General features: G+C 66.2%; 24 protein-coding genes. 5 read left to right on the top strand and 19 right to left on the bottom strand.

Annotation, left to right across the window (positions count from 1 at the left end):
• Window positions 1-12: 12 nt before the first annotated feature.
• The 3 genes from KYX17_RS01965 to glf are packed head-to-tail and all read right to left on the bottom strand — an operon-like array spanning window position 13 to window position 2691.
• Complete coding sequence (locus KYX17_RS01965) at window positions 13-750, bottom strand: ABC transporter ATP-binding protein (RefSeq protein WP_243224858.1); 738 nt, start codon at window positions 748-750, stop codon at window positions 13-15.
• On the bottom strand, window positions 750-1544 hold the full coding sequence (locus KYX17_RS01960) for an ABC transporter permease (protein ID WP_243224857.1): 795 nt from the start codon (window positions 1542-1544) through the stop codon (window positions 750-752). Before KYX17_RS01960 ends, KYX17_RS01965 begins: the two co-directional genes overlap by 1 nt.
• Before the next feature lie 10 nt (window positions 1545-1554).
• The gene (gene glf / locus KYX17_RS01955) at window positions 1555-2691 is read right to left on the bottom strand and encodes a UDP-galactopyranose mutase (protein ID WP_243224856.1); all 1137 of its coding nucleotides are present in this window, start codon (window positions 2689-2691) and stop codon (window positions 1555-1557) included.
• Between the two features lie 65 nt (window positions 2692-2756).
• Here glf and rfbA point away from each other — a divergent pair, with 65 nt between their 5' ends.
• The 3 genes from rfbA to KYX17_RS01940 are packed head-to-tail and all read left to right on the top strand — an operon-like array spanning window position 2757 to window position 6033.
• Window positions 2757-3629 (top strand): glucose-1-phosphate thymidylyltransferase RfbA, encoded by an 873-nt coding sequence (rfbA, locus tag KYX17_RS01950; RefSeq protein ID WP_243224855.1) that lies wholly within the window; start codon window positions 2757-2759, stop codon window positions 3627-3629.
• A complete protein-coding gene (gene rfbB, locus KYX17_RS01945; RefSeq protein WP_243224854.1) occupies window positions 3626-4624 on the top strand; it encodes a dTDP-glucose 4,6-dehydratase in 999 nt (332 codons plus the stop codon). The genes rfbA and rfbB overlap by 4 nt, the downstream gene beginning before the upstream one ends.
• Window positions 4624-6033, top strand: a complete 1410-nt coding sequence (locus KYX17_RS01940) for a bifunctional dTDP-4-dehydrorhamnose 3,5-epimerase family protein/NAD(P)-dependent oxidoreductase (protein WP_243224853.1) — start codon at window positions 4624-4626, stop codon at window positions 6031-6033. Before rfbB ends, KYX17_RS01940 begins: the two co-directional genes overlap by 1 nt.
• A 58-nt stretch (window positions 6034-6091) precedes the next feature.
• Here KYX17_RS01940 and KYX17_RS01935 read toward each other — a convergent pair whose 3' ends face one another.
• Genes KYX17_RS01935 through KYX17_RS01920 form a run of 4 tightly spaced genes read right to left on the bottom strand, consistent with a single transcriptional unit; the run spans window position 6092 to window position 10818 of the window.
• Window positions 6092-7387, bottom strand: a complete 1296-nt coding sequence (locus tag KYX17_RS01935) for a nucleotide sugar dehydrogenase (RefSeq protein ID WP_243224852.1) — start codon at window positions 7385-7387, stop codon at window positions 6092-6094.
• Window positions 7388-7397: 10 nt separating this feature from the next.
• Window positions 7398-8477 (bottom strand): non-hydrolyzing UDP-N-acetylglucosamine 2-epimerase, encoded by a 1080-nt coding sequence (wecB, locus tag KYX17_RS01930; protein ID WP_243224851.1) that lies wholly within the window; start codon window positions 8475-8477, stop codon window positions 7398-7400.
• A gap of 38 nt (window positions 8478-8515) precedes the next feature.
• Window positions 8516-9661, bottom strand: coding sequence for a hypothetical protein (locus KYX17_RS01925; RefSeq protein WP_243224850.1), 1146 nt, complete (start codon window positions 9659-9661; stop codon window positions 8516-8518).
• A complete protein-coding gene (locus tag KYX17_RS01920) occupies window positions 9658-10818 on the bottom strand; it encodes a glycosyltransferase (RefSeq protein ID WP_243224849.1) in 1161 nt (386 codons plus the stop codon). Before KYX17_RS01920 ends, KYX17_RS01925 begins: the two co-directional genes overlap by 4 nt.
• 216 nt (window positions 10819-11034) lie before the next feature.
• Here KYX17_RS01920 and KYX17_RS01915 point away from each other — a divergent pair, with 216 nt between their 5' ends.
• Window positions 11035-12246 (top strand): glycosyltransferase, encoded by a 1212-nt coding sequence (locus KYX17_RS01915; protein ID WP_243224848.1) that lies wholly within the window; start codon window positions 11035-11037, stop codon window positions 12244-12246.
• Complete coding sequence (locus KYX17_RS01910; RefSeq protein WP_243224847.1) at window positions 12243-12662, top strand: hypothetical protein; 420 nt, start codon at window positions 12243-12245, stop codon at window positions 12660-12662. Before KYX17_RS01915 ends, KYX17_RS01910 begins: the two co-directional genes overlap by 4 nt.
• 15 nt (window positions 12663-12677) lie before the next feature.
• Here the strand turns inward: KYX17_RS01910 and KYX17_RS01905 are convergent, their stop codons facing one another.
• The 12 genes from KYX17_RS01905 to KYX17_RS01850 are packed head-to-tail and all read right to left on the bottom strand — an operon-like array spanning window position 12678 to window position 24874.
• Entirely contained in the window at window positions 12678-13985 is a 1308-nt protein-coding gene (locus tag KYX17_RS01905) for a glycosyltransferase (RefSeq protein ID WP_243224846.1), read from the bottom strand.
• Window positions 13982-14410, bottom strand: a complete 429-nt coding sequence (locus tag KYX17_RS01900; protein WP_243224845.1) for a hypothetical protein — start codon at window positions 14408-14410, stop codon at window positions 13982-13984. The genes KYX17_RS01905 and KYX17_RS01900 overlap by 4 nt, the downstream gene beginning before the upstream one ends.
• Window positions 14407-16185: an ABC transporter ATP-binding protein gene (locus tag KYX17_RS01895; RefSeq protein ID WP_243224844.1), complete on the bottom strand. Its 1779-nt coding sequence runs from the start codon at window positions 16183-16185 to the stop codon at window positions 14407-14409. The genes KYX17_RS01900 and KYX17_RS01895 overlap by 4 nt, the downstream gene beginning before the upstream one ends.
• A gap of 3 nt (window positions 16186-16188) precedes the next feature.
• Window positions 16189-17175 carry a Gfo/Idh/MocA family protein gene (locus tag KYX17_RS01890; RefSeq protein WP_243226156.1) on the bottom strand — a complete coding sequence of 329 codons (987 nt, stop codon included), beginning with the start codon at window positions 17173-17175 and terminating at the stop codon, window positions 16189-16191.
• Entirely contained in the window at window positions 17172-18269 is a 1098-nt protein-coding gene (locus KYX17_RS01885) for a DegT/DnrJ/EryC1/StrS aminotransferase family protein (RefSeq protein ID WP_243224843.1), read from the bottom strand. The genes KYX17_RS01890 and KYX17_RS01885 overlap by 4 nt, the downstream gene beginning before the upstream one ends.
• Entirely contained in the window at window positions 18266-18877 is a 612-nt protein-coding gene (locus tag KYX17_RS01880) for an N-acetyltransferase (RefSeq protein WP_243224842.1), read from the bottom strand. The genes KYX17_RS01885 and KYX17_RS01880 overlap by 4 nt, the downstream gene beginning before the upstream one ends.
• Window positions 18874-20106, bottom strand: a complete 1233-nt coding sequence (locus KYX17_RS01875; RefSeq protein WP_249223107.1) for a glycosyltransferase family 4 protein — start codon at window positions 20104-20106, stop codon at window positions 18874-18876. The genes KYX17_RS01880 and KYX17_RS01875 overlap by 4 nt, the downstream gene beginning before the upstream one ends.
• Complete coding sequence (locus KYX17_RS01870; RefSeq protein ID WP_243224840.1) at window positions 20103-20504, bottom strand: DUF2304 domain-containing protein; 402 nt, start codon at window positions 20502-20504, stop codon at window positions 20103-20105. Before KYX17_RS01870 ends, KYX17_RS01875 begins: the two co-directional genes overlap by 4 nt.
• A complete protein-coding gene (locus KYX17_RS01865; RefSeq protein ID WP_243224839.1) occupies window positions 20501-21229 on the bottom strand; it encodes a glycosyltransferase family 2 protein in 729 nt (242 codons plus the stop codon). Before KYX17_RS01865 ends, KYX17_RS01870 begins: the two co-directional genes overlap by 4 nt.
• 32 nt (window positions 21230-21261) lie before the next feature.
• Entirely contained in the window at window positions 21262-23205 is a 1944-nt protein-coding gene (locus KYX17_RS01860; RefSeq protein WP_243224838.1) for a DUF6541 family protein, read from the bottom strand.
• Window positions 23202-23939 (bottom strand): ABC transporter ATP-binding protein, encoded by a 738-nt coding sequence (locus KYX17_RS01855; RefSeq protein ID WP_243224837.1) that lies wholly within the window; start codon window positions 23937-23939, stop codon window positions 23202-23204. The genes KYX17_RS01860 and KYX17_RS01855 overlap by 4 nt, the downstream gene beginning before the upstream one ends.
• The gene (locus tag KYX17_RS01850; protein WP_243224836.1) at window positions 23936-24874 is read right to left on the bottom strand and encodes an ABC transporter permease; all 939 of its coding nucleotides are present in this window, start codon (window positions 24872-24874) and stop codon (window positions 23936-23938) included. Before KYX17_RS01850 ends, KYX17_RS01855 begins: the two co-directional genes overlap by 4 nt.
• Between the last annotated feature and the right edge of the window lie 57 nt (window positions 24875-24931).

The following is a 24931-nucleotide window of genomic DNA, read 5'->3' as shown; positions in this document are numbered from 1 at the left end:
TTGCGGTCGGGCTCAGCCGGTCTTGAGGTCGGCGTTGTAGCGATCGAGGACCTCGCCGATCGAAGCGTCCAGGACGAGCGACCCTCGGTTGAGGTAGAGGCCGCGTGTGCAGAACCGTCGCAGGTCGCGCTCGTTGTGGCTGACGAAGAACAGCGTGCGTCCTTCGGCGAGCAGTTCGTCGATGCGGGCGTAGCACTTGTCGCGGAAGCCCTTGTCACCGACGGCGAGCACCTCGTCGACGAGCAGGATCGGCTCGTCGAGCTGCGATACGACCGCGAAGGCGAGACGCACCTTCATGCCGTTGGAGAGGTGCTTGTACGGAGTGTCCTCGAAGCCTTCCAGCTCGGAGAAGGCGATGATGCCGTCGTAGCGGCGGGCGACTTCGGCGCGTGACATCCCGTGCAGGCCGGCGGTGAGCTTCACGTTCTCGCGCACCGTCAGGTCGCCGACGAAGCCGCCGGTCAGCTCGATGAGCGGCGCGACGCCGCCGTTGACGCGGACCGTGCCCTCGTCGGGAAGCAGCACGCCCGCGACGAGGCGCAGCAGTGTGGACTTGCCCTGGCCGTTCCGGCCGACGACGCCGATCGACTCCCCCGGTTGGACGGTGAACGACACGTCCCGCAAGGCCCAGAACTCCCCCGGCCGCGAGCGGCGCGAGGCCCCTGCGAAGATGTCCTTGAAGCTGCGGCGACCGCGACGGTTGCGCCGGAAGCGCACGCCGAGTCCCTGCACGTCGATGGCCGCGGACATCACAGCTCCTTCAACACGGGTCGTTCGAGCACGCGGAAGACCCACTGCCCGAGGACGAGGAAGCCGACGCTCATGACGGCCGCGATGAGTACGGTGGTGCCGTCGAACTGGTCGGGGAAGAAGGGCATCCTGTACAGCATGAAGATGCCCGCGAGCGGATTGAAGGCTCCCAGCGTCTGGAAGACACCGGGAAGGTCGCCGAGAGTGTAGATGATCGGCGTGGCGTAGAACAGCGCGCGCAGGATCAACGCGGTCGTGCGTTCCAGGTCGGTGTAGAGGACGCACAGCGGCGCGACGAGCAGCCCCAGCCCGATGAGCAGAATCGTCTGCAGGATGATGGCGACCGGCATCCAGAGAATGCCCCACCCGAACTGCGTCTCCGGTGTGAAGACGGCGAACAGGACGAGAACCGGAAGCGAGAACAGGTACTCCATCCCCTTACTGAGCACGATCCGGTTGACCCAGATGGATCGCGGGATCGACGTGGAGCGCACCAGACGGGCATCCTTCTTGAACGCGCGGGTGAAGTCTCCGACCGCGGCGTTGAACCAGACCCACGGCAGCAGCGCGCTGATGAGAAAGACGATGTACGGCTGCAGTCCCGCGGAGCGGTGGAAGACCTGGGTGAAGACGAACCAGTAGATGACGCTCATGACGAGCGGGTCCAGTACCGACCACAGGTACCCGAGGAAGCTCGTCGAGTAGCGCACCTTCAGGTCGCGCGCGGACAGCAACCACAGCGAATGCAGGTATCGCCGGGGCGTCCCCGGCGCCCCGACAGCAGCGTGACTCACAGGATCGAGTCTACGAGAGGGAGTTGTTCCACATGGACAGCGCCGAGCCGATCGCCATGTGCATGTCGAGGTACTGATACGTGCCCAGGCGTCCACCGAAGTGGACGTCCTTCTCGCCCTTCGCCAGCTCACGGTACGCGAGCAGACCAGCGCGATCGTCGGCGGTGTTCACCGGGTAGTAGGGCTCGTCCGCGCGCTCGGCGAAGCGCGAGAACTCGCGCATGATGACGGTGCGGTCCTGCGCGAAGATCTCCTTGCGCTCCGGGTGGAAGTGCTTGAACTCGTGGATGCGCGTGTACGGGACGTCGGCATCCGGGTAGTTCATGACGCTGGTCCCCTGGAAGTCTCCGATCTCGAGGACCTCCTGCTCGAAGTCGAGCGTGCGCCAGCTGAGCGCACCCTCGGCGTAGTCGAAGTAGCGGTCCACAGGGCCCGTGTACACGATGGGCACCTGGCCGACGAGCGCCTTCTTGTTCAGCGGCTGCGCCTCGTCGAAGAAGTCCACGTCCAGCTTGACCTCGATGTTCGGGTGGTCCGCCATGCGCTCGAGCCACGCCGTGTAGCCGTCGGTGGGCAGGCCCTCCCACGTGTCGTTGAAGTAGCGGTTGTCGTACGTGTAACGCACGGGCAGGCGGCTGATGATGTCGCCCGAGAGCTTGTGGGGGTCGGTCTGCCACTGCTTGGCCGTGTAGTCGCGGAAGAACGCCTCGAACAGCGGGCGACCGACCAGCGCGATGCCCTTCTCCTCGAAGTTCGCGGCGGTGGCGACGTCGAACTCGCCGGCCTGCTCCTTCACGAGTGCGCGCGCCTCGGCGGGCGAGTACGCGGCCTGGAAGAACTGGTTGATCGTTCCCAGATTGACCGGCATCGGATAGACGACGCTCTTGTGGTTCGTGTACACGCGGTGCACGTAGTTCGTGAAGGTCGTGAACCGGTTCACGTACTCCCACACCGTCGCGTTCGAGGTGTGGAACAGGTGCGCGCCGTAGCGGTGGACCTCGATGCCGGTGGACGGCTCGGCTTCGCTGTAGGCGTTGCCTCCGATGTGGTGGCGGCGTTCGATGACGGTGACCCTGCGGCCCGCGTTCGCAGCGCGCTCGGCAATGGTGAGGCCGAAGAAACCCGACCCGACGACGAGGAGATCCATGACTCCATCGTATCGGCGAGCGCCAGGGAACCCGCTGCGAGAGCGGTTGTGCCAGCATGGGAGGCGTGAAGGGGATTATTCTCGCTGGGGGCTCGGGGACGCGGCTGCACCCGATCACGCTGGGCGTCTCGAAGCAGCTCATACCGGTGTACGACAAGCCGATGGTCTACTACCCGCTGTCGACGCTCATGCTCGCCGGCATCAGGGAGATCCTGGTGATCACGACGCCGCACGATGCGGAGCACTTCGTGCGGCTGCTGGGTGACGGCTCGCAGTTCGGGATCTCGATCTCCTTCGCGCAGCAACCGTCCCCGGACGGTCTCGCACAGGCGTTCACGATCGGCGCGGACTTCATCGGCGACGACGACGTCGCCCTCGTTCTCGGCGACAACCTGCTGTACGGCCCGGGCCTGGGCAGCCGTCTGTCGCGGTTCCGCGGGCTCGACGGCGGCGCGGTCTTCGCCTACTGGGTCGCCGAGCCCGGCGCGTACGGCGTCGTGGAGTTCGACGCCGAGGGGCGAGCGATCTCGCTCGAGGAGAAGCCTTCGGTCCCGAAGAGCAATTATGCGGTTCCGGGGCTCTACTTCTACGACAACGACGTGATCGAGATCGCCCGCGGGCTGGCGCCGAGCGCACGCGGGGAGTACGAGATCACGGACATCAACCGTGCCTACCTGGAGCGCGGGAAGCTGCAGGTGGAAGTGCTCCCCCGCGGCACGGCATGGTTGGACACGGGGACCTTCGACCAGATGACGGATGCCGGGGATTACGTGCGAACGATGGAACGCCGCACCGCGCTCAAGATCGGCGTCCCGGAAGAGGTCGCCTGGCGTCAGGGATTCCTCGACGACGCACAGCTGCACGAGCGCGCCCAGGCGCTGGTCAAGTCGGGCTACGGCGCGTATCTGCTGGAGCTGCTGGAGAGAGGGAAAGCGTGAGCCGTCTGCTCGTGACCGGAGGCGCCGGATTCATCGGCTCCAACTTCGTCCATCATGTGGTTGCGACGACCGACCACCACGTCACGGTTCTCGACGCCCTCACCTACGCCGGCAACCGCGCATCGCTGGACGGGCTGGATGAGGACCGGGTGACGTTCGTGCACGGCGACATCACGGACGCCGCACTTGTCGATTCGCTGTTCGCCGACGCGGATGCCGTGGTGCACTACGCCGCCGAGTCGCACAACGACAACTCGCTGGATGATCCGCGCCCGTTCCTGGACACGAATATCATCGGCACCTACACGCTGCTTGAGGCCGCTCGGCGGCACGGTACGCGGTTTCACCACATCTCCACCGACGAGGTGTACGGAGACCTCGAGCTCGACGACCCGGCCCGGTTCACCGAGTCGACACCGTACAACCCGTCCTCGCCGTACTCGTCCACGAAAGCAGGAAGCGACCTTCTCGTGCGGGCCTGGGTCCGGTCGTTCGGAGTGAAGGCGACGATCTCGAACTGCTCCAACAACTACGGTCCATATCAGCACGTGGAGAAGTTCATCCCGCGGCAGATCACCAACGTGCTCCGCGGCATCCGCCCGAAGCTGTACGGAGCCGGCGAGAACGTGCGCGACTGGATCCACGCGGACGATCACTCCTCGGCCGTGCTCACCATCCTCGAGAAGGGCGAGATCGGTCAGACGTATCTCATCGGCGCGGACGGCGAGAAGAACAATCGCGAGGTCGTGGAGCTGATCCTGACCCTGATGGGACAGCCGGCGGATGCGTACGACCACGTCACCGACCGGGCCGGACACGACCTTCGGTACGCGATCGACTCCCGCAGGCTGCGCTCCGAACTGGGGTGGCGTCCGCGATTCGGCGACTTCGAGGCCGGGCTTGCGGCGACCATCGACTGGTACCGAACGCACGAGGACTGGTGGTCGCCGTCCAAGGACGCCACGGAGTCGTTCTACGCCTCGAAGGGGCAGTGATGACGCAGTTCGGCAAGGCTCTGTCGATCGGCGAGACCCCGATCCCCGGGCTCTTGATCGCCGACCTGCCCGTGCACGGCGACTCCCGCGGGTGGTTCAAGGAGAACTGGCAGCGCGAGAAGATGATCGCGGCGGGTCTGGCCGACTTCGGGCCGGTGCAGAACAACGTCTCGTTCAACGACGCGGTCGGCACCACGCGCGGCATCCACGCCGAACCGTGGGACAAATGGGTCTCGGTCGCCACCGGGCGTATCTTCGGAGCCTGGGTCGACCTGCGCGAGGGCCCCACATTCGGGGCGGTGTTCACGGCCGAGATCGATCCGTCCCGAGCGATCTTCGTCCCCCGAGGCGTCGGCAACGCCTATCAGACCCTCGAGCCGGACACGGCATACATATATCTCGTCAACGACCACTGGTCGCCGAACGCGAGCTATTCCTTCCTGAACCTCGCGGATGAGACCGTCGCGATCGACTGGCCGATCCCCCTGTCAGAGGTCGAGATCTCGGACAAGGACAGGAAGCATCCCCGTCTGGCGGAGGTCGCCGCCATCGCGCCTCGGCGGATCCTCGTGCTGGGAGCGGCCGGCCAGCTGGGACGTGCGCTGCGCGACCGCCTCGGCGATCAGGGGCACATCGAGTACGCGACCCGAGCGGAGCTCGACCTGTCCGCACCCGGGTTCGCCGGCGCCCGGCGCTGGCGGGACTACGGCACGATCGTCAATGCTGCGGCGTACACAGCAGTCGACACCGCCGAGACCCCCGATGGACGCTCGGCGGCCTGGGAGGCGAACGCGATGGCTGTGGGCGCACTGGCCTCCGTCGCACGGGACAACGGCATCACCCTCGTGCACGTCTCCAGCGACTATGTGTTCGACGGGACCGCAGACGCTCCCTATTCGGAGGACGCCTCGTTCAGCCCGCTGGGCGTGTACGGCCAGACCAAGGCCGCCGGCGACATCGCGGCGGCGACGGCGCCGCGGCACTACATCGTCCGCACTTCGTGGGTGATCGGCGACGGCAGGAACTTCGTCGCGACGATGCGCTCGCTCGCCGAACGCGGCGTGAGTCCGACGGTGGTCGGCGATCAGGTCGGTCGGCTGAGCTTCACGACGGACATCGCGGACGCGATCGTGCACCTACTGGAATCGCGCGCACCCCATGGCACGTACAACGTCACCAGCAGCGGGCCGCCGCGCACCTGGGCCGACATCGCCCGGGACGTGTACCGACTGACCGGTCACGACCCGGGCAAAGTCACCGAGGTCACCACCGCCGAGTACTTCGCCGGGGCAGTCGGGCCGGTGTCGCCGCGACCGGCGAACAGCGTGCTCGATCTGGCGAAGATCACAGCCACGGGCTTCACGCCGCGCGACGGCGCCGAGGCACTCGCCGAGTATCTCGGCGCCTGACCGGAAGACGAGAACTCCCCGCGGCGCAGGCCTGTGGGGAGTTCTTTCCGCCGGGGGGTCAGCCGGCGGTGCCGACGACGATGCGCGGGGTTCCCGCCCACAGCGCGGCATCCGAGGCGTTGCGGCCGTCGACGAGGAGCTTCACCCCGGGGATGCTCTCCGGGGTGAGCTGCTTGTAGTCGGCGTGATCCGTCTGCAGGATCGCCAGGTCGGCGGCATCCCCCAGCGCATAGGGCTGGAAGCCGAGCGCGCGCAGTTCGTCGTCGGTGTACAGCGGGTCGTGGACGTAGACCTCGGCGCCCCGCTCGGTGAGAGCGGTCACCGTCGGGAAGACGCCGGAGAACGCGGTCTCCTTGACTCCCCCGCGGTAGGCGGCGCCCAGCACGACCGCCCGGCGGCCGGACAGGTCCCCGAGGATGCCCTCGGCCTGCGCCACGAGGCGCTCCGGCATCGACGCATTGAGCTGGCGGGCGACCCGGACGATGTCGGCGTCGGGGTCCGTCGAGAGGTAGAGGCGCGGGTACACCGGGATGCAGTGTCCGCCGACCGCGATGCCGGGACGGTGGATGTGGCTGTACGGCTGGGAGTTGCAGGCCTCGATGACCTTGTAGACGTCGATGCCGTGCGATGCCGCGAAGAGTCCGAACTGGTTCGCGAGTCCGATGTTGACATCGCGGTACGTGGTCTCAGCGAGCTTGGCCATCTCGGACGCCTCGGTCGAACCGAGGTCCCACACCCCGTTCGGGCGGGGCAGATCGTGCCGCTCGTCGAACTGCAGCACGGCCTCGTAGAACTCGCGGGCGCGGCGGGTGCCCTCGGGGGACAGTGCGCCGATGAGCTTGGGGTACTTGCGCAGGTCCTCGAAGACGCGGCCGGTCAGCACGCGCTCGGGCGAGTACACGACGTGGAAGTCTACGCCCTCGGTGAGACCGGAGCCCTGTTCGAGCATCGGCTTCCAGCGCGTCCGGGTGGTGCCGACGGGCAGGGTCGTCTCGTACGAGACGAGCGTGCCGGGGGTCAGGTGCTCGGCGAGCGAGGTCGTCGCGGCATCCATGTACTTGAAGTCAGGCTCCCAGGTCTCGTCGTTGACGAAGACCGGGGCGACCAGGACGACCGCGTCCGCACCGGGGATCGCCTCGGCGTAGTCGGTCGTGGCGCGCAGCTTGCCGGCCGGGATCAGCTCGGCCAGACGCTCCTGCAGGTGGGCTTCACCGGGGAACGGCTCCTGCCCTGCGTTGATGGTGTCGACGGCCTTCTGGTTGACGTCGACGCCGATGACATCGTGACCGGAGGAGGCGAACTGGACGGCGAGGGGAAGCCCGATCTTTCCGAGGGCCACGACGGCGATACGCATGGGATCCAGTCTACGGGGCGGTGGATGCGGAGGCGTTCAGGAGGGTCTCGACGACCCGCTGCGCGGCTCGTCCGTCCCCATATGGTGCCGCATCGGTGTCCGCCGGGCGCGGACGGGAGACGCCGGCGGCGATCTCCTCGGCGGTGTTGGCGAGGATGTTCCACCCGAGGTCGATCGTCTCGACCCATTCGGTCTCCGTGCGCACGGTCGTGCAGGGCACGCGCAGGAGGAACGCCTCCTTCTGCAGTCCTCCGGAGTCCGTGACGACGCCGGCGCTGGACACCGCGGCGGCGATGAGATCCGGATACGCGAGAGGCGCGTGCGCGACCAGTGAGCCCTGCGTGAGTTCGATGCCGTGCGCGGCTGCCTTGGTGACCACGCGCGGATGCGCCAGCAAGATGACCGGCTTGTCGAGCCCGGCCAGACCGGCCGCGACCTCGGCGAGCCGCGCAGGATCGTCGGTGTTCTCCGCGCGGTGGATCGTCGCAACGTAATACTCCCCCGGCGTGAGCCCGAGTTCGTCCACGAGCACGGACGGTCGTCCGGCGACCTCGTCGCGTACTTCGAGCAGCACGTCGGTCATGACATCGCCCACCAGGACCGTCCGGGCTGCGAGCCCTTCGCTCGCGAGATGATCGACGGCCACCTGGGTGGGCGCGAGGAGCAGATCTGCGGCATGGTCGGTCATGACCCGATTGTGCTCTTCGGGCATGCGGCGATTGAAGCTGCGCAGGCCCGCCTCGAGGTGAGCGACGGGGATGTGCATCTTCACGGCGCTCAGAGCCGCCGCGACCGTGGAATTCGTGTCGCCGTACACGAGGACCCAGTCCGGGCGGTGCTCGTCGAACACGGCGTCCAGCGCCGCGAGCATGGCGCCCGTCTGCACACCGTGGGAGCCGCTGCCGACACCGAGGTGCACGTCGGGGGCGCCGATGCCGAGATCCTCGAAGAACACATCCGAGAGCATCGGGTCGTAGTGCTGGCCGGTGTGCACGATGACGTGGTCGACACCGACGGCCTTCGCGGCCTTGTGGATGGGAGCGAGCTTGACGAACTGCGGGCGGGCCCCGACGACGCTGACGATCTTCACGGGAGACCAGTCTAGGGAACCCGCGGGTCCGCACACCGTCAAACGACGATCAGACGGCGCAGGATGCTCTCCTCTACGGCGATATCGACGTCCGATGACATCTCGGACGCGATGTCATCTGCTGCATGCTTGTACTCCTGGACCTGCTCCGGCTTGATTCCTTTCAGCGTCTCTACGAGGTCGATAGCGTGGAAGCCCTGCGTGATCAATCCGAGCCGGTGCTCCGTGATGAGTCGATCCGTCTCGACCGATGTCCCGAAGATCATGCCCAGCCGTGCCTGTACGAAATCGAAGAACTTGTTCGGCAGCATGAGCCGATGATTCGGTGTGTGCGGAGGCAGGAGGAAAACGCCCAGGTCATACGGATTCAGCGCGGCCGGTAGTTCGTCCGGAGCGACCGCAGGGTGCAATGTCGTCCTCGGGCTTTGAGAGATCCGCCGCACGAGCTGCTGCCAGTAGGCATCGCCCTGACGTGACGGAATGAGAAACAGATCGAGCGAATACGCGTCGCCCAGAGCATCCACGGCGTCGATGATCGCCTCGATGTTCCGTCCCGGGACCGCTCCGCCGCTGTGCACCAATCGAATACGTCCGGGCTCAACCGGGCTGGGCACCAGTTCGGGGACGAACGGACGTGCGTTGCGCACGATGTCGGCGTCAACGCCGAACTGGTCGTGATACAGCTCGGCGATTGATCGGTTGATCGTCGTCGCGGCGTCCACGCGGGGTAGGTACCGCGCGCACACCCAGTGCATGAACGGTGCCACCAGCAGCCGCCATGACAAGACATGGGTGCGCTCAGCGGGTGCCCACTCATGAAGATCACACCAGATCTTCGGTGAGCCGGCGACCTCGAAAGAGAGCGGAAGCGCACGAGCCTCGTTCGCGACGACGACATCGAACTCCCGGTCACCCAAAAGGGTCTTCGCTGCTTTCACCGCCGGCGCGTCGAGAGCGACGGCGGCGAACCGCCGCAGGGCGAGCTTCATGACACCGCGAGGGGTCTGCGGCAACGAAGGCAGACTGCGGTCGATCTCGAGATGGTCTGATGCTGCATCGGGACGTCCGCCGTACGAGAGAGTCGTGACATCACCGAACCTCGCCAACACGTCAAGCTGTCGCAAGACGCGAGCGTCACTGCGGATGTCGGAGAACGAAATGCAAAGAATGCGGGGACGGGTCACGCTGTCTCCTCGGTCAGATCGCGATAATGCGCCGCCAGCTCGCGTGCACTCGCGTGCAGGCTGCGCTCGGCGACCACGAATTCACGTGCGCGCTTGCTCATCGCTTGCCATTCCGTCTCGGAGAGTTCCACGATCGAACGGATGGCGTCCGTCAACGCAGGGACATCACCCTCGCGCACAACCAGACCGGTGCTGTCCGCATCCAGCATCTCAGCTGCGCCGCCCGAGTCGTAAACGATGGCCGGAACTCCGGATGCCTGCGCCTCCAGCGAGACGAGGCCCGCTGCTTCCCGGCGCCCTCGGAACTCTCGCGTGGGCAGCACAAACACGGTCGCGCCAGAAAGCGCCGCCCGAACGCCCGCACGATCCAGGGAACCACGGACCACGATGTGCCGATGCTCTGTCGCGGCAGCCTCGGCAAGTTGCCGCAAGGGTCCGTCCCCGACGATCACGAGTTCGTGCGGAGTGCGCGCAGCCAGAGAGACAGAGGCGCTCAGCAGATCGCGCACGCCCTTGGCGTCGGATAGCGCACCGACGAAGACGACACGCGGCAGACCCGCACGTGCGTCCGCGGTCGGACGGTACACCTCGGTGTCGACACCTTGATAATGCACGGCGATACGACCGGCATCGGCGCCGGCCGCGATTGCCCGATCCGCGAGAAACTCACTGACCGCCAGGATGCGAGCGGACGCATCGAATGCCCTGCCCACGGTTCGCTGATGCCAGCGAAGCGTCGGCCGACCGAGAAGATTTCTTTCCGACAACGGAGTGAGCGGAACGTACACATCGGCGCCATGCAGCGTCAACAACAACGGCGCGCCAGATCTCCTTGCTGCTGCCACGGCGGGCTGAGACCAGTTCGCGAAGTGCTGATGCACCACAGCCGGGTCCCACCGGCGGATCTCTCGCTCCATCCGTCGGAACAACAGGGGCAGGGCGCGCTCCCGCTGCGACCACGGACGTCGCCCCGCGGCAAACGGCGTCCCTTCAGACCCATCGACGATTCTGATCGCGGTCGCCACCGCGGAGTCCGTGACGTCGGCGGCCATCGTGAAGAACTCGAAGTCGAACTGGTCAGCCAACTCCATCGCATGTTGGACCGCGAAATAGGTTGGTGGAATCCGCAAAGACCCCTTCGTGATCGCGATACGCATCGTTGACTCCCTGTCCGCTAGCGGCGCTGAACGACGATAAAGTTGATAGCTCTCATCTGATGCCAACGGGCGGGCGGGCTGGAGAACTGGCTGACCATGACTGACACTGATCGACCGCATCTACTCTACGTGGCGTGGGGATACCCGCCCTCCAGGAGTGGCGGGGCCTATCGTCTCCTGGCGACGGCGAATGAGTTCCGCCGCGCCGGATGGCGCGTGACGGTGCTCACCTGCGAGCGCGAGGTCTTCCTCCAGTCCACCGGAATCGATGCTTCGCTCGAAGCCCGCATCGACCCGGATATCCGCGTGGTGAGGACGGAGTTTCCGGTGCGAGAGATCGATTCGGACTTGCGGTCCTGGGGCCGGGCACGAGCGATGGCGCCGGAGTTGTGGAACGTATGGGAGGCGCGTCGCACCCGGAAGGTCTTTCCCGAACCGCGCTATGCGCTGTGGCGCCCGGTACTCGAACGCGAGGCGCTTCGCATCCACGCCACGGATCCCGTCGACCTCGTGATCGGCTCCGCCAACCCGAACGTCGTGCACACAGCTGGGCACCTGCTCCACGAACAGCATGGCGTGCCCTTCGTGATGGACTACCGCGACACGTGGCAGCTCGACATGTACGGTGGACGGCGAACTCTCAGCGACCGTCACCCCGGAGCTGTGTGGGAACGTCGACTGATCTCGACTGCGGCCGAAGCCTGGTTCGTCAACGAGCCCATTGCCCAGTGGCACCGCGAGCTCTACCCGGAGCATGCGATCAAGATGCGCGTCGTGCCGAACGGCTTCGATCGTGATTTCGTTGATGCACCTGTGCCACCCTCCGGACCCGCCGATCGCCAGATCGTCTTCGGCAACATCGGCACGATGACGGCGCAGACCCCGATCCCCGAGTTGATCGCGGGGTGGTCGGCCGGACGATCGCAGGGGTCGCTGAACGACGCGCGTATCGATCTCTACGGTTATCTCGGTCATCAGGGCAACGACGACGGGGGCATCCTGGGTTACGTCGAGTCCGTTCGGGACGGGTCCGTCCGGTACCGCGGTCCGGTTAAGAAAGCTCAGATCGCGCAAACGTACGCCCAACTGGACGTGTTGGTCCTGCCGCTCGGCACCAGCAGATTCATGACCAGCGGGAAGGTCTTCGAGTACATGGCGACAGGCCTTCCCATCGTGTCGGTGCACGATCCCGTCAACGCGGTCACCGATACGCTTCGCGGCTACCCCGGTTGGTTCGCCGTCTCGTCACTCGGCCCGGACGAGATCGGACGGGCGCTCGTGTCGGCTGCGCAATACGCTCGAACACAGACCCTCCAGGACAGGCTGGCGGCCAGAGCGTGGGCGGATCGATACGATCGTCGCAACATACTCCAGCCGATCGCGACCCGTTGGCGGGACAGAGCCGCTTACGCAGGACACGCAGCATGAGCACGGTTGCCGTTTTGGTCTCCCGTTCCGGCTCCGCAGCCGCGATCGGCGACCTCGATGCTGAAGAGATCACTGTCATCGGTCCGGACGCAGCCGCATATCCCGTCGAGCTACGCCCCCTTCCGCTCTGGATCGATCGTCTGCGGACCCTGGCTTGGCGCACCGTCCTCGGACGTAATCTCGTTCGCCTTTCACCGTTCGACGATTCCCGCCGGCTCTGGAACGCCCTGCGTCGAGACGCCTCGATCGCCGCTGTGGTCCGCGACGCCGACGTCGTCGTCGCCGGCGACCGCGACGCCGTCTTCAGCGTCTGGCAGATGTCGAGGAAGTCGCGAACCTTCGGCGGCGGCTGGGCCGCCGTCTACGGCTTTGCGGCGGCGCAATGGGCGCTTGAGGTCAGCCGGACAAAGGAGTGACGGTCAATTTCACTGTCAACGCGATCGCAGCGAGACGAGGTGACGAAGATCTGCGATACGCGGATCGAGTTGTGCGCGTCGCGCGTACCGCGCCCCCCACGCCTGCGCGACGGCGCGATCTTCTGGCGTCTGGGTCGCAGCGACCGTCGCTGTGGAGGCCAGCGCCTCGGCGATATGCCCCGGATCCAGGGAACGCGTACCGTGCCAGCCGGGGGCATCTTTGACGACATCTGTCGCTGCGTTGCCAGGGTCATGCACCGAGACGATCGGTATGCCAGTGGCCAGATATTCGTAGACCTTGCCGCTCGTGACATACCGCCCCGTACCGAGAGCGAGGACGAGCGCGTCGAAACCTTCGTAGACCTCGCCGATGCGCGATTTGCTCACAGGACCGCGGAATGAGACGCCGTCAGCCGCTGCAGCCTCCAGCATGCGCTCGGCTTCTCCGGTTCCCCAGTGCCCCACGTAGCCGTGAATCACGAGTTGATCGGCGCGACCGATGCGTCCATCACGCCTCGCCCTACGCCACCCGGCGACGAGGGGCTCCACGGGCACCTGATCCGACAGCGTGCCGATGTAGCCGAAAACCAGCCCGCGGTCCCTGCCGGCACGGACGGGTACCGTCAGCGGCGCTTCGTATTCGTCGAAACCGTTGGCAACGACATGCATACGGTCCGCCCCGCCATACCGATGCGCGTGCCATGCCCGAATCGGCTCATTCACGAACCAGATCTCGGCGGCATCGTTCAACAGCCGCCTCTCCAAGCGCGCCACCCCGGGTACCCAACTGGCGATGGGTTCGCCGCTGAAGACGTCGAGTGACCAAGCGTCACGGTAGTCCATCACGTATGGGACCCCGAATCGGCGGTTGAGGAACATTCCCGCGGCGAAGTCAACGTTCGGATTCGCGGTGCCGATCGCAAGGTCGACCGGTCGCGAACGATGGACCCGTTCCGCCGCGCTCTCCAGCGGACGTCGCCACCGCCCATAGCTGAGTTCCGGAAAGGCCGAAAGGTCCCGCACTCGTTCCAAGCCGCGCCACAGCTCGATGTTCCTCGCGCGCAGGCGACTCCATTTCCGCAGATCCGTCACATGAGCGGTGACGCCCGGATCAACCCTGACGACCTCGACGCCTGGCGCGACTTGGTCTTCCAAGGAGGAATCGACCCCGGTGCTCGCTTCGAAGAGCTCCCTCGGGACGGTGAGTACCGTGACATCCCATCCGTCGGCGGCGAACGCGTTGACCGTCGCCAACGCCCGGTACACACCGCCTGCACGGCTGGGCGGGAAGCTCCAGGCTGTGTACAGCAGGTGCGGGTTCATTGCATGCCCCATTGCAGCACTTCCTTCGTGCCCGCGGCGTAACCGCTGACGGCCGCGATTCGCAACCGCCTGGCCAAGTGCCAGCACGCTAGATTGGCATCCCGATCGCCTGCGACCAGAAGATCAGCATCCGCCAGCGTTGTCGGGATTCGCTCGTCATGACGAACTGCGCGCCAGAACCGCGCACCACGATCAAGCGGCGATACGCGTTCGAGCATCCGCAACACGGGCCCACGCTGCAGCACGCGCGACAGACGAGTCCCGAATCGTGCAAGAGGTCCATTCGGAGCCGCGATCGCGAGTGCGGCATGGTTCTGCACTTCGCGCCCTCCCCAGGTGACATGCATCAACCGGACGGTGTCTGGCAGCTCTCCCAGCGGCTCCTTCATCGGCTCCGACGCGGTCGTGACGACAACAACGTTCACGTCAGCCCCGCCAGTCGCGCCTGATGAGCGAACGCGGGGCTCTTCTGAACGACCTCATCGAAGGTGCCCTTCGCGGCGACGGTGCCCTCCTGCATGAACAGGATCTGATCCGAGTCGCGGATCGTGCTCAAGCGGTGTGCGACCGCGATGATCGTGACATCCCCGCGGAGATCCCGGATGGCGGCCGCGACATCCGCTTCGGTCTTCGTGTCAAGAGCGCTCGTCGCCTCGTCGAGCACGAGGATGAGCGGATCGCTGTACAACGCCCGGGCGATGCCGAGACGCTGTCGCTGGCCACCGGAGAGCGTCAGCCCTCGCTCGCCGACCCGCGTCTGCAGACCGTCGGCGCGTTCGGTGATGACGTTCCAGAGCTGAGCACGGCGCGCGGCATCCTCGACGCGAGCGAGGTCCATGTCGTCACCCCAGGTCAGAGCGATGTTCTGGGCGATGGTGCCATCGAAAAGCGTCACCTCCTGCGGTACGTAACCGACATGCGTGCGCCATGCCTTGAGTACGTCGTCGAGTGGCAGGCCGTCGATCCGGATGGAACCCTGGGTCGGCGTGAGAAGGCCGAGGAGCAGGTCCACCAGCGTGGACTTGCCCGCACCGGACACGCCGGCGATCCCCACCGTCGTCCCCATCGGGATCCGCAGTTCCACGTCGCGGACTGCAGGCGTGTCACTGCCGGGGAAGGTGAATGAGACGTCGCGCAGCTCCAGCAGCTCCGGCGAACCCGGAAGTGGTTGCTTGCCCAGGACCTCCTGGTCGGCGAGGAACTTCTTCGAGGCTTCGACATCCGCGATCACCGCGTCGACGTACGGCTTGGAGGTCAGGGTGCGCGTCAGCACCGACTGGAAACCCGTCAGTGACGGCACCAGCCGGAAGCCCGCGATTCCGAACAGCGCGATCGCCGAGATGGCGGTGTCGATGCCGCCGACCGCGAACGCCGCGCCGCCGACGATCACGAATCCTCCGATGATGGCCGCATCGAAGACGAACCGCGGCACGGCCGAGAGGAATCCGTTGTTCGCTCGGGCCTGCGCGGTGCGACGTCGATGCACGCCGACGACCTGACTCACCTCATCGGCCTTGTCTCGGAGGGTGATCTCCTTCAGGGAGGCCACCATGCCGGAGATGAGCGCGGCCACGCGGAGCGTGGAGTCCCGCGCGACGCGGGCCGCCTGCCGGGTCTTGCCGCTGAGCACCCAGTACTGGATCGCGGCGATCGCGCCGAGATAAATGATCGTCACGAGCGCTGTGATCGGCTGCGCCACCACGATCACCCCGACCACGCCGACGGATGTGACGAGAAGCCCGGGCAGAGTCGTCACGGGCAACAGGAATCCGGCGATGACATTCGCGATGCCCGTGTCGGACATCTGCACGATCTGCGCGCTGTTCCGGGACATCCGGTCCGTCCAGGACGAGCGGATGTACGCGCTGAAGAGCTCCTGGCCGATCGTCCACTCGTACGTGGCGAACCGCCTGGTCGCGATCCACTGCAGCCAGACGTTCGCCGCCGATTTGGCGATGACGATGATCGCCAAGATCAGGATCAGCCACACGACCTGGTCGGCCGCGATCGTTCCGATCACAGGTAGTTGGATCTCCTGGCCGCTCACGCTCGCAGCGAGGGTCAGCGCGAGGAGCATGAGCGCCACGACGTCGACCACCGCCAGCACGGAGCTGACCACCGCGTAGACGATGAGAAAGGTGCGTGCCGATGCCGGAAGGAACGGCAGAAGTCGTTTGAGCGTTCGTACGATGTGGTTCATGTCTCAGATGCGGACGGCTTCGCCCTCGCGCGCGGACTCCAGGGCCGCCTCGACGACGACCAGGGTGCGCAGCCCCTGCTCCATCGTCACGACGTCGGTCTGCTGACCGAGCACGGCGTCACGGAACGCCTCGTGCTCGACGCGCAGCGGCTCTCGCTTCGCGAACGCATACCGGGTGACGTCGCCCTCGGAAACACCACGGAAGCTCGACACCGATTCCCACTCGAGCGGAATCGTGCCGTTCGCGTAGAAGGTCAGATCTCCCGTCGAGGTGTCCGCGATGAACGCCCCCTTCTCTCCCGTTACGACGGTGACGCGCTCCTTCATCGGGCTGAGCCAGTTGACGATGTTGTTCACGATGACGCCGGAGGCGGTCCGACCCGTGATCGTGATCATGTCCTCGTGTTCGCGGCCGGACTTGAACGCCGTCTGCGCGAAGACGCGCTCGTAGTCGCTCTGCACGACCCACGCAGTGAGGTCCACGTCGTGGGAGGCGAGATCCTTCGCGACCCCGACATCCGCGATGCGCGACGGGAACGGACCCTGACGGCGCGTGGCCACCTGGTAGAGCGCCCCCAGCTCACCCGCTTCGATGCGGCGACGCAGCTCCTGCAGGGCGGGGTTGAAGCGCTCGATGTGCCCGACCGCGCCGACGAGGCCCGCGGATGCGAACGCGTCGACCATGCGCTGGCCCGCTTCGATGCTGTGCGCGATCGGCTTCTCGACGAGCGTGTTCACGCCCGCGGCCGCCAGCTTTAGAGCCGCATCCTCGTGGAAACGCGTCGGCACGGCGACGACGGCGATGTCCAGACCGGCCGCGATCAGTGCGTCGATGTCCGGCAGCACGTCCAGGTCTCCGGCGACGCCGTGCGGATCCCCACCCGGATCAGCGATCGCGACGAGCTCGACGCCGTCGAGTTCACGCAGAACGCGGGCGTGGTGCCGCCCCATCATCCCGACGCCGAGGAGCCCGGCGCGCAGCACCATCAGGACCCTGCCTTCGCGACCGCGTTCACGGCCGTCACGATCCGCTCCAGATCGTCCGCGGAGAGCGACGGGTGCACAGGCAACGATGCGACCTCACGAGCGGCGCGCTCGGTCTCAGGCAGGTCCAGGCCCGGAGCATAGGGAGCAAGCGACGGCAGCCGGTGGTTGGGGATCGGATAGTAGACGCCCGCCCCGACGTTGTGCTCCTGCTTCAGCGCCGCGACGAACCCGTCGCGATCCGCCGGGACTCGAATCGTGTACTGGTGATAGACGTGGACGGCCCCGTCGAGGACGGGCGGAACCACGACCCCCTGCAGATTCGCGTCCAGGAAGGCGGCGTTCTTCTGTCGGGTCGCGGTCCACGCATCGACCTTCGTCAGCTGAACGCGGCCGATCGCGGCGTGGATGTCTGTCATGCGCGCGTTGAAGCCCACGATCTCGTTCTCGTACTGGCGCTCCATACCCTGGTTGCGCAGCAGCTTGACCCGGCGGGCGACCTCATCCGTCGCGGTCGAGACCATCCCGCCTTCGCCACTGGTCATGTTCTTGGTCGGGTAGAGGCTGAACATCGCGAACTCGCCGAACGTCCCGACCGGGCGCCCGTCGAGAGCAGCGCCATGAGCCTGCGCAGCATCCTCGTACAGCGCCACGCCCCGCGCCGCGGCCAGAGCCTCGAGCTCGCGCATCCTGGCGGGGTGCCCGTACAGGTGCACAGGAAGGATGCCCTTGGTCTTCGGGGTGATCGCCGCCGCGACCGCCTCGGGATCGAGCGTGAACGTCTCCGGCTCGATGTCGACGAACACGGGCGTTCCGCCGGTGAGTGCCACCGAGTTGCCGGTCGCGGCGAACGTGAAGGAAGGGACGATGACCTCATCGCCCGGGCCCACTCCTGCCGCCAGCAGTCCGAGGTGCAGACCTGCCGTGCCGGAATTGACCGCAACAGCAGGACGACCCTGCACGAAGTGCTGCGAGAACTCGCTCTCGAAGGCTGCGACCTCCGGCCCCTGAGCGACCATGCCGCTGCGCAGCACGCGGTCGACAGCCTCGCGCTCCTCGTCGCCGATGATCGGCTTTGCCGGGGGAATGAACTCGCTCACACGGTCTCCTTGCTCAGAGTGCCATCGTTCTCGATGTAACGGTCGCCCGTGGACGGGCACACCCAGACGCCGTCGGCGTCCGCCGGGTTCAGCGGGACGCCCGCCTCCCCCACCCAGCCCAGGCGTCGGGCGGGAACTCCCGCCACCAGTGCGTAGGCGGGTACGTCCTTGACGACCACGGCACCCGCCGCGACGGTCGCCCATGCCCCGATCGTGACCGGGGCGACGCAGGTCGCGCGCGCGCCGACGGAAGCGCCGCGTTCGATCGTCACGCCGACCGGCTCCCAGTCGTGGGCGCTCTTCAGCGAACCGTCCGGATTGATCGCGCGCGGATACGTGTCGTTGGTGAGGACGACGGCCGGACCGATGAAGACACCGTCGCCGAGCTTCGCCGGTTCGTAGACGAGGGCGTAGTTCTGCACCTTGCAGTTGTCGCCCATCACGACGCCGGTCCCGACGTATGCGCCTCGGCCGACGACGCAGTTCTCGCCCATCCGGACGTCCTCGCGCACCTGCGCGAGGTGCCAGATCGATGAGCCGTCGCCGATGGAGGCGTTCGGTGAGACGTCGGCGGAGTCGACGATTCGCACAGATGCGGAGTGAGTCACGTTGAGGGCCTTTCACCCGGGTCGGCAGCGCGGCCCGAAGCGCCTTCCAGCTTAGCGTTCGCATGATCGGCGACCTGAGAGATCGCTTCGGCGACGCGGTCCGCGACAGCCGTCAGCGACACGTGCCCCCGTGCCCAATCAGCACGCTGAGCGCGCAACCGATCCGTCATACCCTGCTCGGCTTCGCCGAGGAAGGCGCGCATCGCGTCGGCGACGGATGCCGGTGTGAAGTCCACTGCCCGCCCGAGTCCTGCCGAGCGTACGAGTTCTGCCCCCGTTTCTGGCCCTGCGAACAGAACAGGCGTACCGACCGCCGCGGCCGCATAGGTCTTCGTCGGTTTCGCGAAGTCGTACCCGATTCCGGGGACGATGCTCACCAGCGCGGCGCAAGCGCCGCGGATCCAGGATGCCGACTCGCTCGGACTGACGACACCGCCGAACTCCACGCGCCCGGGCACCAGCTCATCCGCGAGCCGGTGCAGTTCCTGCTCGACGGCTCCTTGCCCGAAGAAGCGCAGCCGTACATCCGGCGCTTCCTCGGCAATGAGCGCGAAAGCGCGCACGAACACCTCGGGCTGCTGCCATTCCGACATGGTGCCCGTATAGACGAAGTATCGGTCGGATCCGGCTGGCACCGCATCCGGCGTGAAGATGTCGGTGTCGATGCCGTTCCCGACCGTCGTGATCCGACCGGGCTCCGCTCCCAGGGCGGTCAGTCGCTCCGTGACCTCGTCAGACACCGAGATGATCCGGGCGGACCGCCTCAGCACGGTGCGCTCCATGAACCGCATCGCCGAGACGACGATTCCGGGCGCCCCCATCGAGATGACACCGTCGGTCCAGACATCCGCCGCGTAATACACCATCGGGCGGCGGTGCAGCAGCGCCGCGAGCGCGACGACGAGTCCGGTGGTCGGCGGCGATTCCGCGACCGCGACATCGAACCGGCGGAACAGCAGACGGAAGAGCAGGGGGACATCGAAACTCATGTACTGGACATAGCCGCGCACGTTGCCGCCCTTGTCTCGCAACACGGGCCACCGCTGCACGTCGACACCAGGAGCGTCGGCGATCGCCGGCGCGTGCCGCGGCGGTGTCGAGGTGAGAACGGTCACGTCGTCACCCTGTCGTGCCAGTGAGCGCGCGAGTGCACCCAGGCGGAAGGCTCCTGCGCTGACCTCCGGGGGAAACAATCGTGACGCGATGAGCGCTCGGCTCGGCCGAGTCATGTGCCGTCCCCGTCCCGGCTCGGTCCCGGATCGGACGTCTGATCGCGGATGGCCCTCTCCAGCTCGGCGATCCGGTTCTCCTGGAAGGCGCTGCGCTCGGCGAGCGTGCGCAGCTTCTCCTCGATTCGGGTCAGCTCGGCTCCGTACTGGAGGCTCACGAGGAAGAGCAGTCCGATCGCGACGAAGAACACGAGGTTCGTCGGAACGCTCACGCCCAGCACCTGCGCCGCCCACGTGAGCGTCTGCGGGAAGATGGCGATGACAAGGGCCAGCACGCCACCGACGAACCACCACACGGCATGGCGTTCACGCAGGGTTCCTCGACGCATGAGTTCGACGATCGCGATCAGGGCGAGAACGGCCGCGGTGATGCCGAACGCATAGGTGACCGGATTCATGACGACTCCTCCAGACGTGCGCGCGGGCGGAGCATCGCGAGCCCGAAAGCCGCGCATGCCCTGAGCAGATACACCGCAGCCTTCACCGGGTTGTGCGATGGCCGACCGGCCTGGCGCTCGCGCATGGCGACAGGATGCTGGCGGATCACGAGTCCGGCACGCGCCGCGATGACCAGTGCCTCGATCGTGTCGCCGAGATACTCGGCAGGGAAGTCGTCGGCGAACAGCGCGACTGCCCGCGGGCCAGCCGCCTTGAAACCGCTCGTGACGTCGGTCAGACGCGTCCGCGCGACGCGACTGATGATCAGCGCCAGGCACTTCATCGCCCATCGCCGCGGTCCTCGGACGCCGTAGTCGCCGATTCCCGCGAATCGCGCGCCGATCATGAGGTCGGCGGAATCGAGCTCCTCGATGAGCCGGGGGATCACGTCGGGATCGTGCTGCCCGTCTCCGTCCACCTGCACGACCACGCCGAAGCCGTTGTCCCGTGCATAGCGGTATCCGGCTCGCATCGCACCGCCGACGCCGAGGTTGAACGGCAGAGTCAGCACGGATGCACCCGCATCCGCGGCGCGCTCACCCGTGCGATCCACGGAGCCATCGTCGATCACGAGCACACGCGCTTCCGGGATGGCGCGACGCACGTCGCGGACCACGTCCGCGACGGAATCCTCCTCGTTCAGCGCCGGGATGACGACGAGAACGGACAGATCAACCGGACGCATCGCCTGTGATCTTACCGATTCGAGATGTCGACTCACTCCGCGCACGCCGTGATACGCCACAGCGACGCGTCTCCCCGCTCGGCGACGAGTTCGAAGCCGTCCTGTTCGGCGAAGTCCGTCATGCCGGGCATCAGCCATCGTCCGGCCCGTTCTTCACCGGGGCCGAAGTCGAGCACATACTGCGGAGAACCATAGGTTTCGAGAGCGTCGCAGACGTCCGGGTCCTCGGCTGCGTCGCGGAGGCTCTCACCGATCAATGCCCAGTCCTCGGTGTTCGGGGGTGACCAGGTCCTCGGGAACACATCGTATCCGCTGAGCACGTACCCGAATCCGCTGCCGGTCCCCGGGTTTCCGATGACGCGTTCGCCTTCCGGGACGTACTCCCCCAATGACTCGAGCAGTGCCCGCTCGTCGGGATCGAGGTATCCGAAGCGCTCAGGGTCTGCGGCATATCGGGAGTCGAGTTCGAATGTCCTATCCATGTACTGGGGCATCGCAACGGAACGCAGAAGCACAAGCACCAGCATCCCCAGGACCGCGACGATCAGAGCGATTGCGCTCACGACCGACGCTTTAGGCGGTGTGGCTGTGCCGCGCCACAGGCGAGCCGCCCATCGTACGATCGCGTCGAAACCAATCGCGGCCAGCGGGATCACGACGATCGGAGCCAGCGCCGCAATCCGATATGGATCTGCGTACCAGGCACCGAGCACATGCTCACGGATGAACGGGTTGCCCACCGCTGCGACGAGCACGTACAGACCCGAAATGCCGAGCCAGGCCACGACGAACCACCGATACGACGCGCGTCGCACGGCAACGACCAGTCCGAGGAGCATGAGCACGCTCACCCCGTACGCGAACGGAAGGGTGACCTGCCCGTTCAGAATCACGTCGAGGACCGCTTCGAGCTTTCCACGGAACGGTCCCCAATGCGATCCGCTGGTTCCCTGCGCAAGATACGCCCAGACTCCGACGAGGGCGACCCAGGTCGCGACCACAGAGATGATCGCGACTCGCCGTGAAACGCCGCTCGAGCCGCCGAGCAGGTGGAACGTCAACCACACCGCGCATATCGCCGCCCACGGCAGCAAGGCCGCAGGCTGCGAAAGCAGAAGCGCCGCCATGACGAGCAGGACGAGCAGCAGTGTGCGGAAACCGGCACGCACACGATCGGTGTTCCGGTTCCATCGAGGCAATGACATCACGATCGCGATGCCTGCCGGGATCAGGGCTGTCGACAGCGCATTCGGGAAGAGAACCCCCCACTGGAACATGAGCAGCGGGAACGCCTGCATCGCTCCCGAGAAGACGGCGGCATACGCGGAGATCGTGATGGACCCGGTGATCTGCTTGGTCAACCATGCGATTCCCAGCGGCCAGATGAACGCACCGATGACCAGCGTGAGCATGTTCACCGCCACGGTGATCTGCGACCCGGTGAGCATCACGACCAGCGACACGACTCCGTGCCAGGCCGCTGGATAGAAGCTGCGCCCGCCGATCACGGCGTTGATATGCAGCGAGGAGGCGTCGGCGGTCTCCAGAGCGAATCGGACGGCGTTCATGTGGAACACCGCATCATTGGTCTGGGAAAGGGCGGTCGGGTCGCTGATATACGCCGCGAGACGCCAGATACCGAAGAGGGCACCGATCGCCAGCGCGACCGGCAGGATCCAGGTTGCGCCCCTGGATTCCGCCGGGGGAAGCCGATTTCCGAACAGCCGGCCGAGCACCCACGCCACGACGACGAGCACGAGCGCGGCGCCCCCCCAGCTCAGCGGGGACCAGGGGATGCCGAGGGCACCGAATACCAGGGCGGTCACACCGACGACAGCGACTCCGAAAACGGGCGCGGCCGCGAGAAGCGCGAGACCTCTCAGCCCGACGCCCCAGAGTGCGAGAACGCCGGGAACGAACACCACGAGGATCGCGGCGAGCAGTGCCGGCGTCTGTGCGAGCCAGTCGCCGATCACGCGTCGACCATCCCGATCGCGCCCTCGATCTCACCGTCGTACACGACGCGACCCTTGTTGATCACGATGCCACGGGTGCAGAGTTCGCGGACCATCTCCATGTCGTGGCTGACGACGACGAGGGTCTTGCCCTGGGCGATGAGCTCTTCGAACTTCAGCCGGCACTTCTCGCGGAACGGTGCGTCACCGACGGAGAGGATCTCGTCGACGAGGAGGACATCGAGCTCGACGTGGATCGCGACGGAGAACGCGAGACGCATGAACATGCCCGAGGAATAGTGCTTGACCTCCTGGTCGATGAACTCCTCGATCTCGCTGAAGGCCACGATCTCGTCGTAGCGGGCCTCGATCTCGTGCTTCTTCATCCCGAGGATGGCGGCGTTGAGGAACACGTTCTCGCGACCGGAGAGCTCGGGATGGAACCCCGCACCGACCTCGATGAGTCCCGCGACCCGGCCACGCGTGAGCACTTGTCCGTCGTCGGGCTCCATCACTCCCGAGACGAGCTTGAGCAGCGTCGACTTGCCGGACCCGTTGAAGCCGAGGATCGCGACAGACTCGCCCTCGCCGATCACGAGGTCGACGCCCTTGAGCGCCTCGAACTCGCTCGTGAGCTTGCGTCGCTTGATCCAGGACACGACCGTGTCCTTGAGGGAGAAGGCGTGGTTGAGCGTGAATCGCTTGCGCACGCCGTCGATGATGATGCTGGGCCTGATCGCCGTCTGATCGGTCATAGGTCTTGCGCGAACCTTCCTTCGAGGCGCCGGAAGACGAGCTGGCCGAACAGCAGCGTTCCGAGGGCGATGAGGAACGTCCACAGGGTGTTCCAGGCGAGCCCGGGCGGGATGTCCATGAGCTGGGCCCCGACATATCCGGATGCCGAGACCATCCCCTCGGTGGCAGGTCTCCAGAACGCGTAGTGGAACAGCTCGACGCCCTGGGTGATCGGGTTGAGCAGGTAGATCTCGACGAGCCACTGCGGCCAGCCGAGCGTCTCCACGACCGCATCCTGCACCTGCGTCCAGGCGTACAGCACAGGGGATGCCCAGGTCGCCAGCAGGAGCATCAGCTCGACGATGTTCTCGGCATCCCGGAACCGCACGTTGATCGCGCCGAAGAACAGCCCCAGCCCCAGCGAGAAGAGCATCACGATGAGCATGCCCGCCAGGATCGCGAGCACCGACATGATCGTGATGTGCGAGACCCAGCCCAGCAGCAGGCACACGATGAGCAGGAGCCCGACCTGGGGCAGGAAGTGCACGAAGGCGACGATCACGGCGGAGACGGCGAAGAGCTGCCGAGGCAGGAACACCTTGCGCACCAGTGGCGCATTGCCGACGATCGAGGTGGTCGCGTTCTTGAACCCCTCGGAGAAGAGGTTGATGACGACGATCCCGGAGAACAGGTACACCGCATAGTTCGGGATGCCGCGATCGAGGTTCATGAAGAGACCGAGCACGACCCAGAACACCAGGAACTGCGCGGCAGGCCGAACGTACGACCAGGTCCAGCCCAGCACCGAGTTGCGGTATCGAGTGGTCACCCCGGTGCGGACCAGCAGGTTCAGCAGATAGCGCCAGCGCACCACGTCGATCAGCCCGCGGCTCTTGCCCGGGGTGTCGAATTCGGAACGCGGGACGACGGTGAAGAGATCTCGGGTATCGGTCACAGGCCCACTCATTCGGCGCGCGGCAGCGGGAGCCGCCACGGGGATGTGGTCATTCTA

The sequence above is a fragment of the Microbacterium sp. CIAB417 genome, from assembly GCF_022788845.1.
The sequence above is the reverse complement of the archived record's forward strand: the minus strand, read 5'-3'. Positions and strand labels throughout refer to the sequence as shown.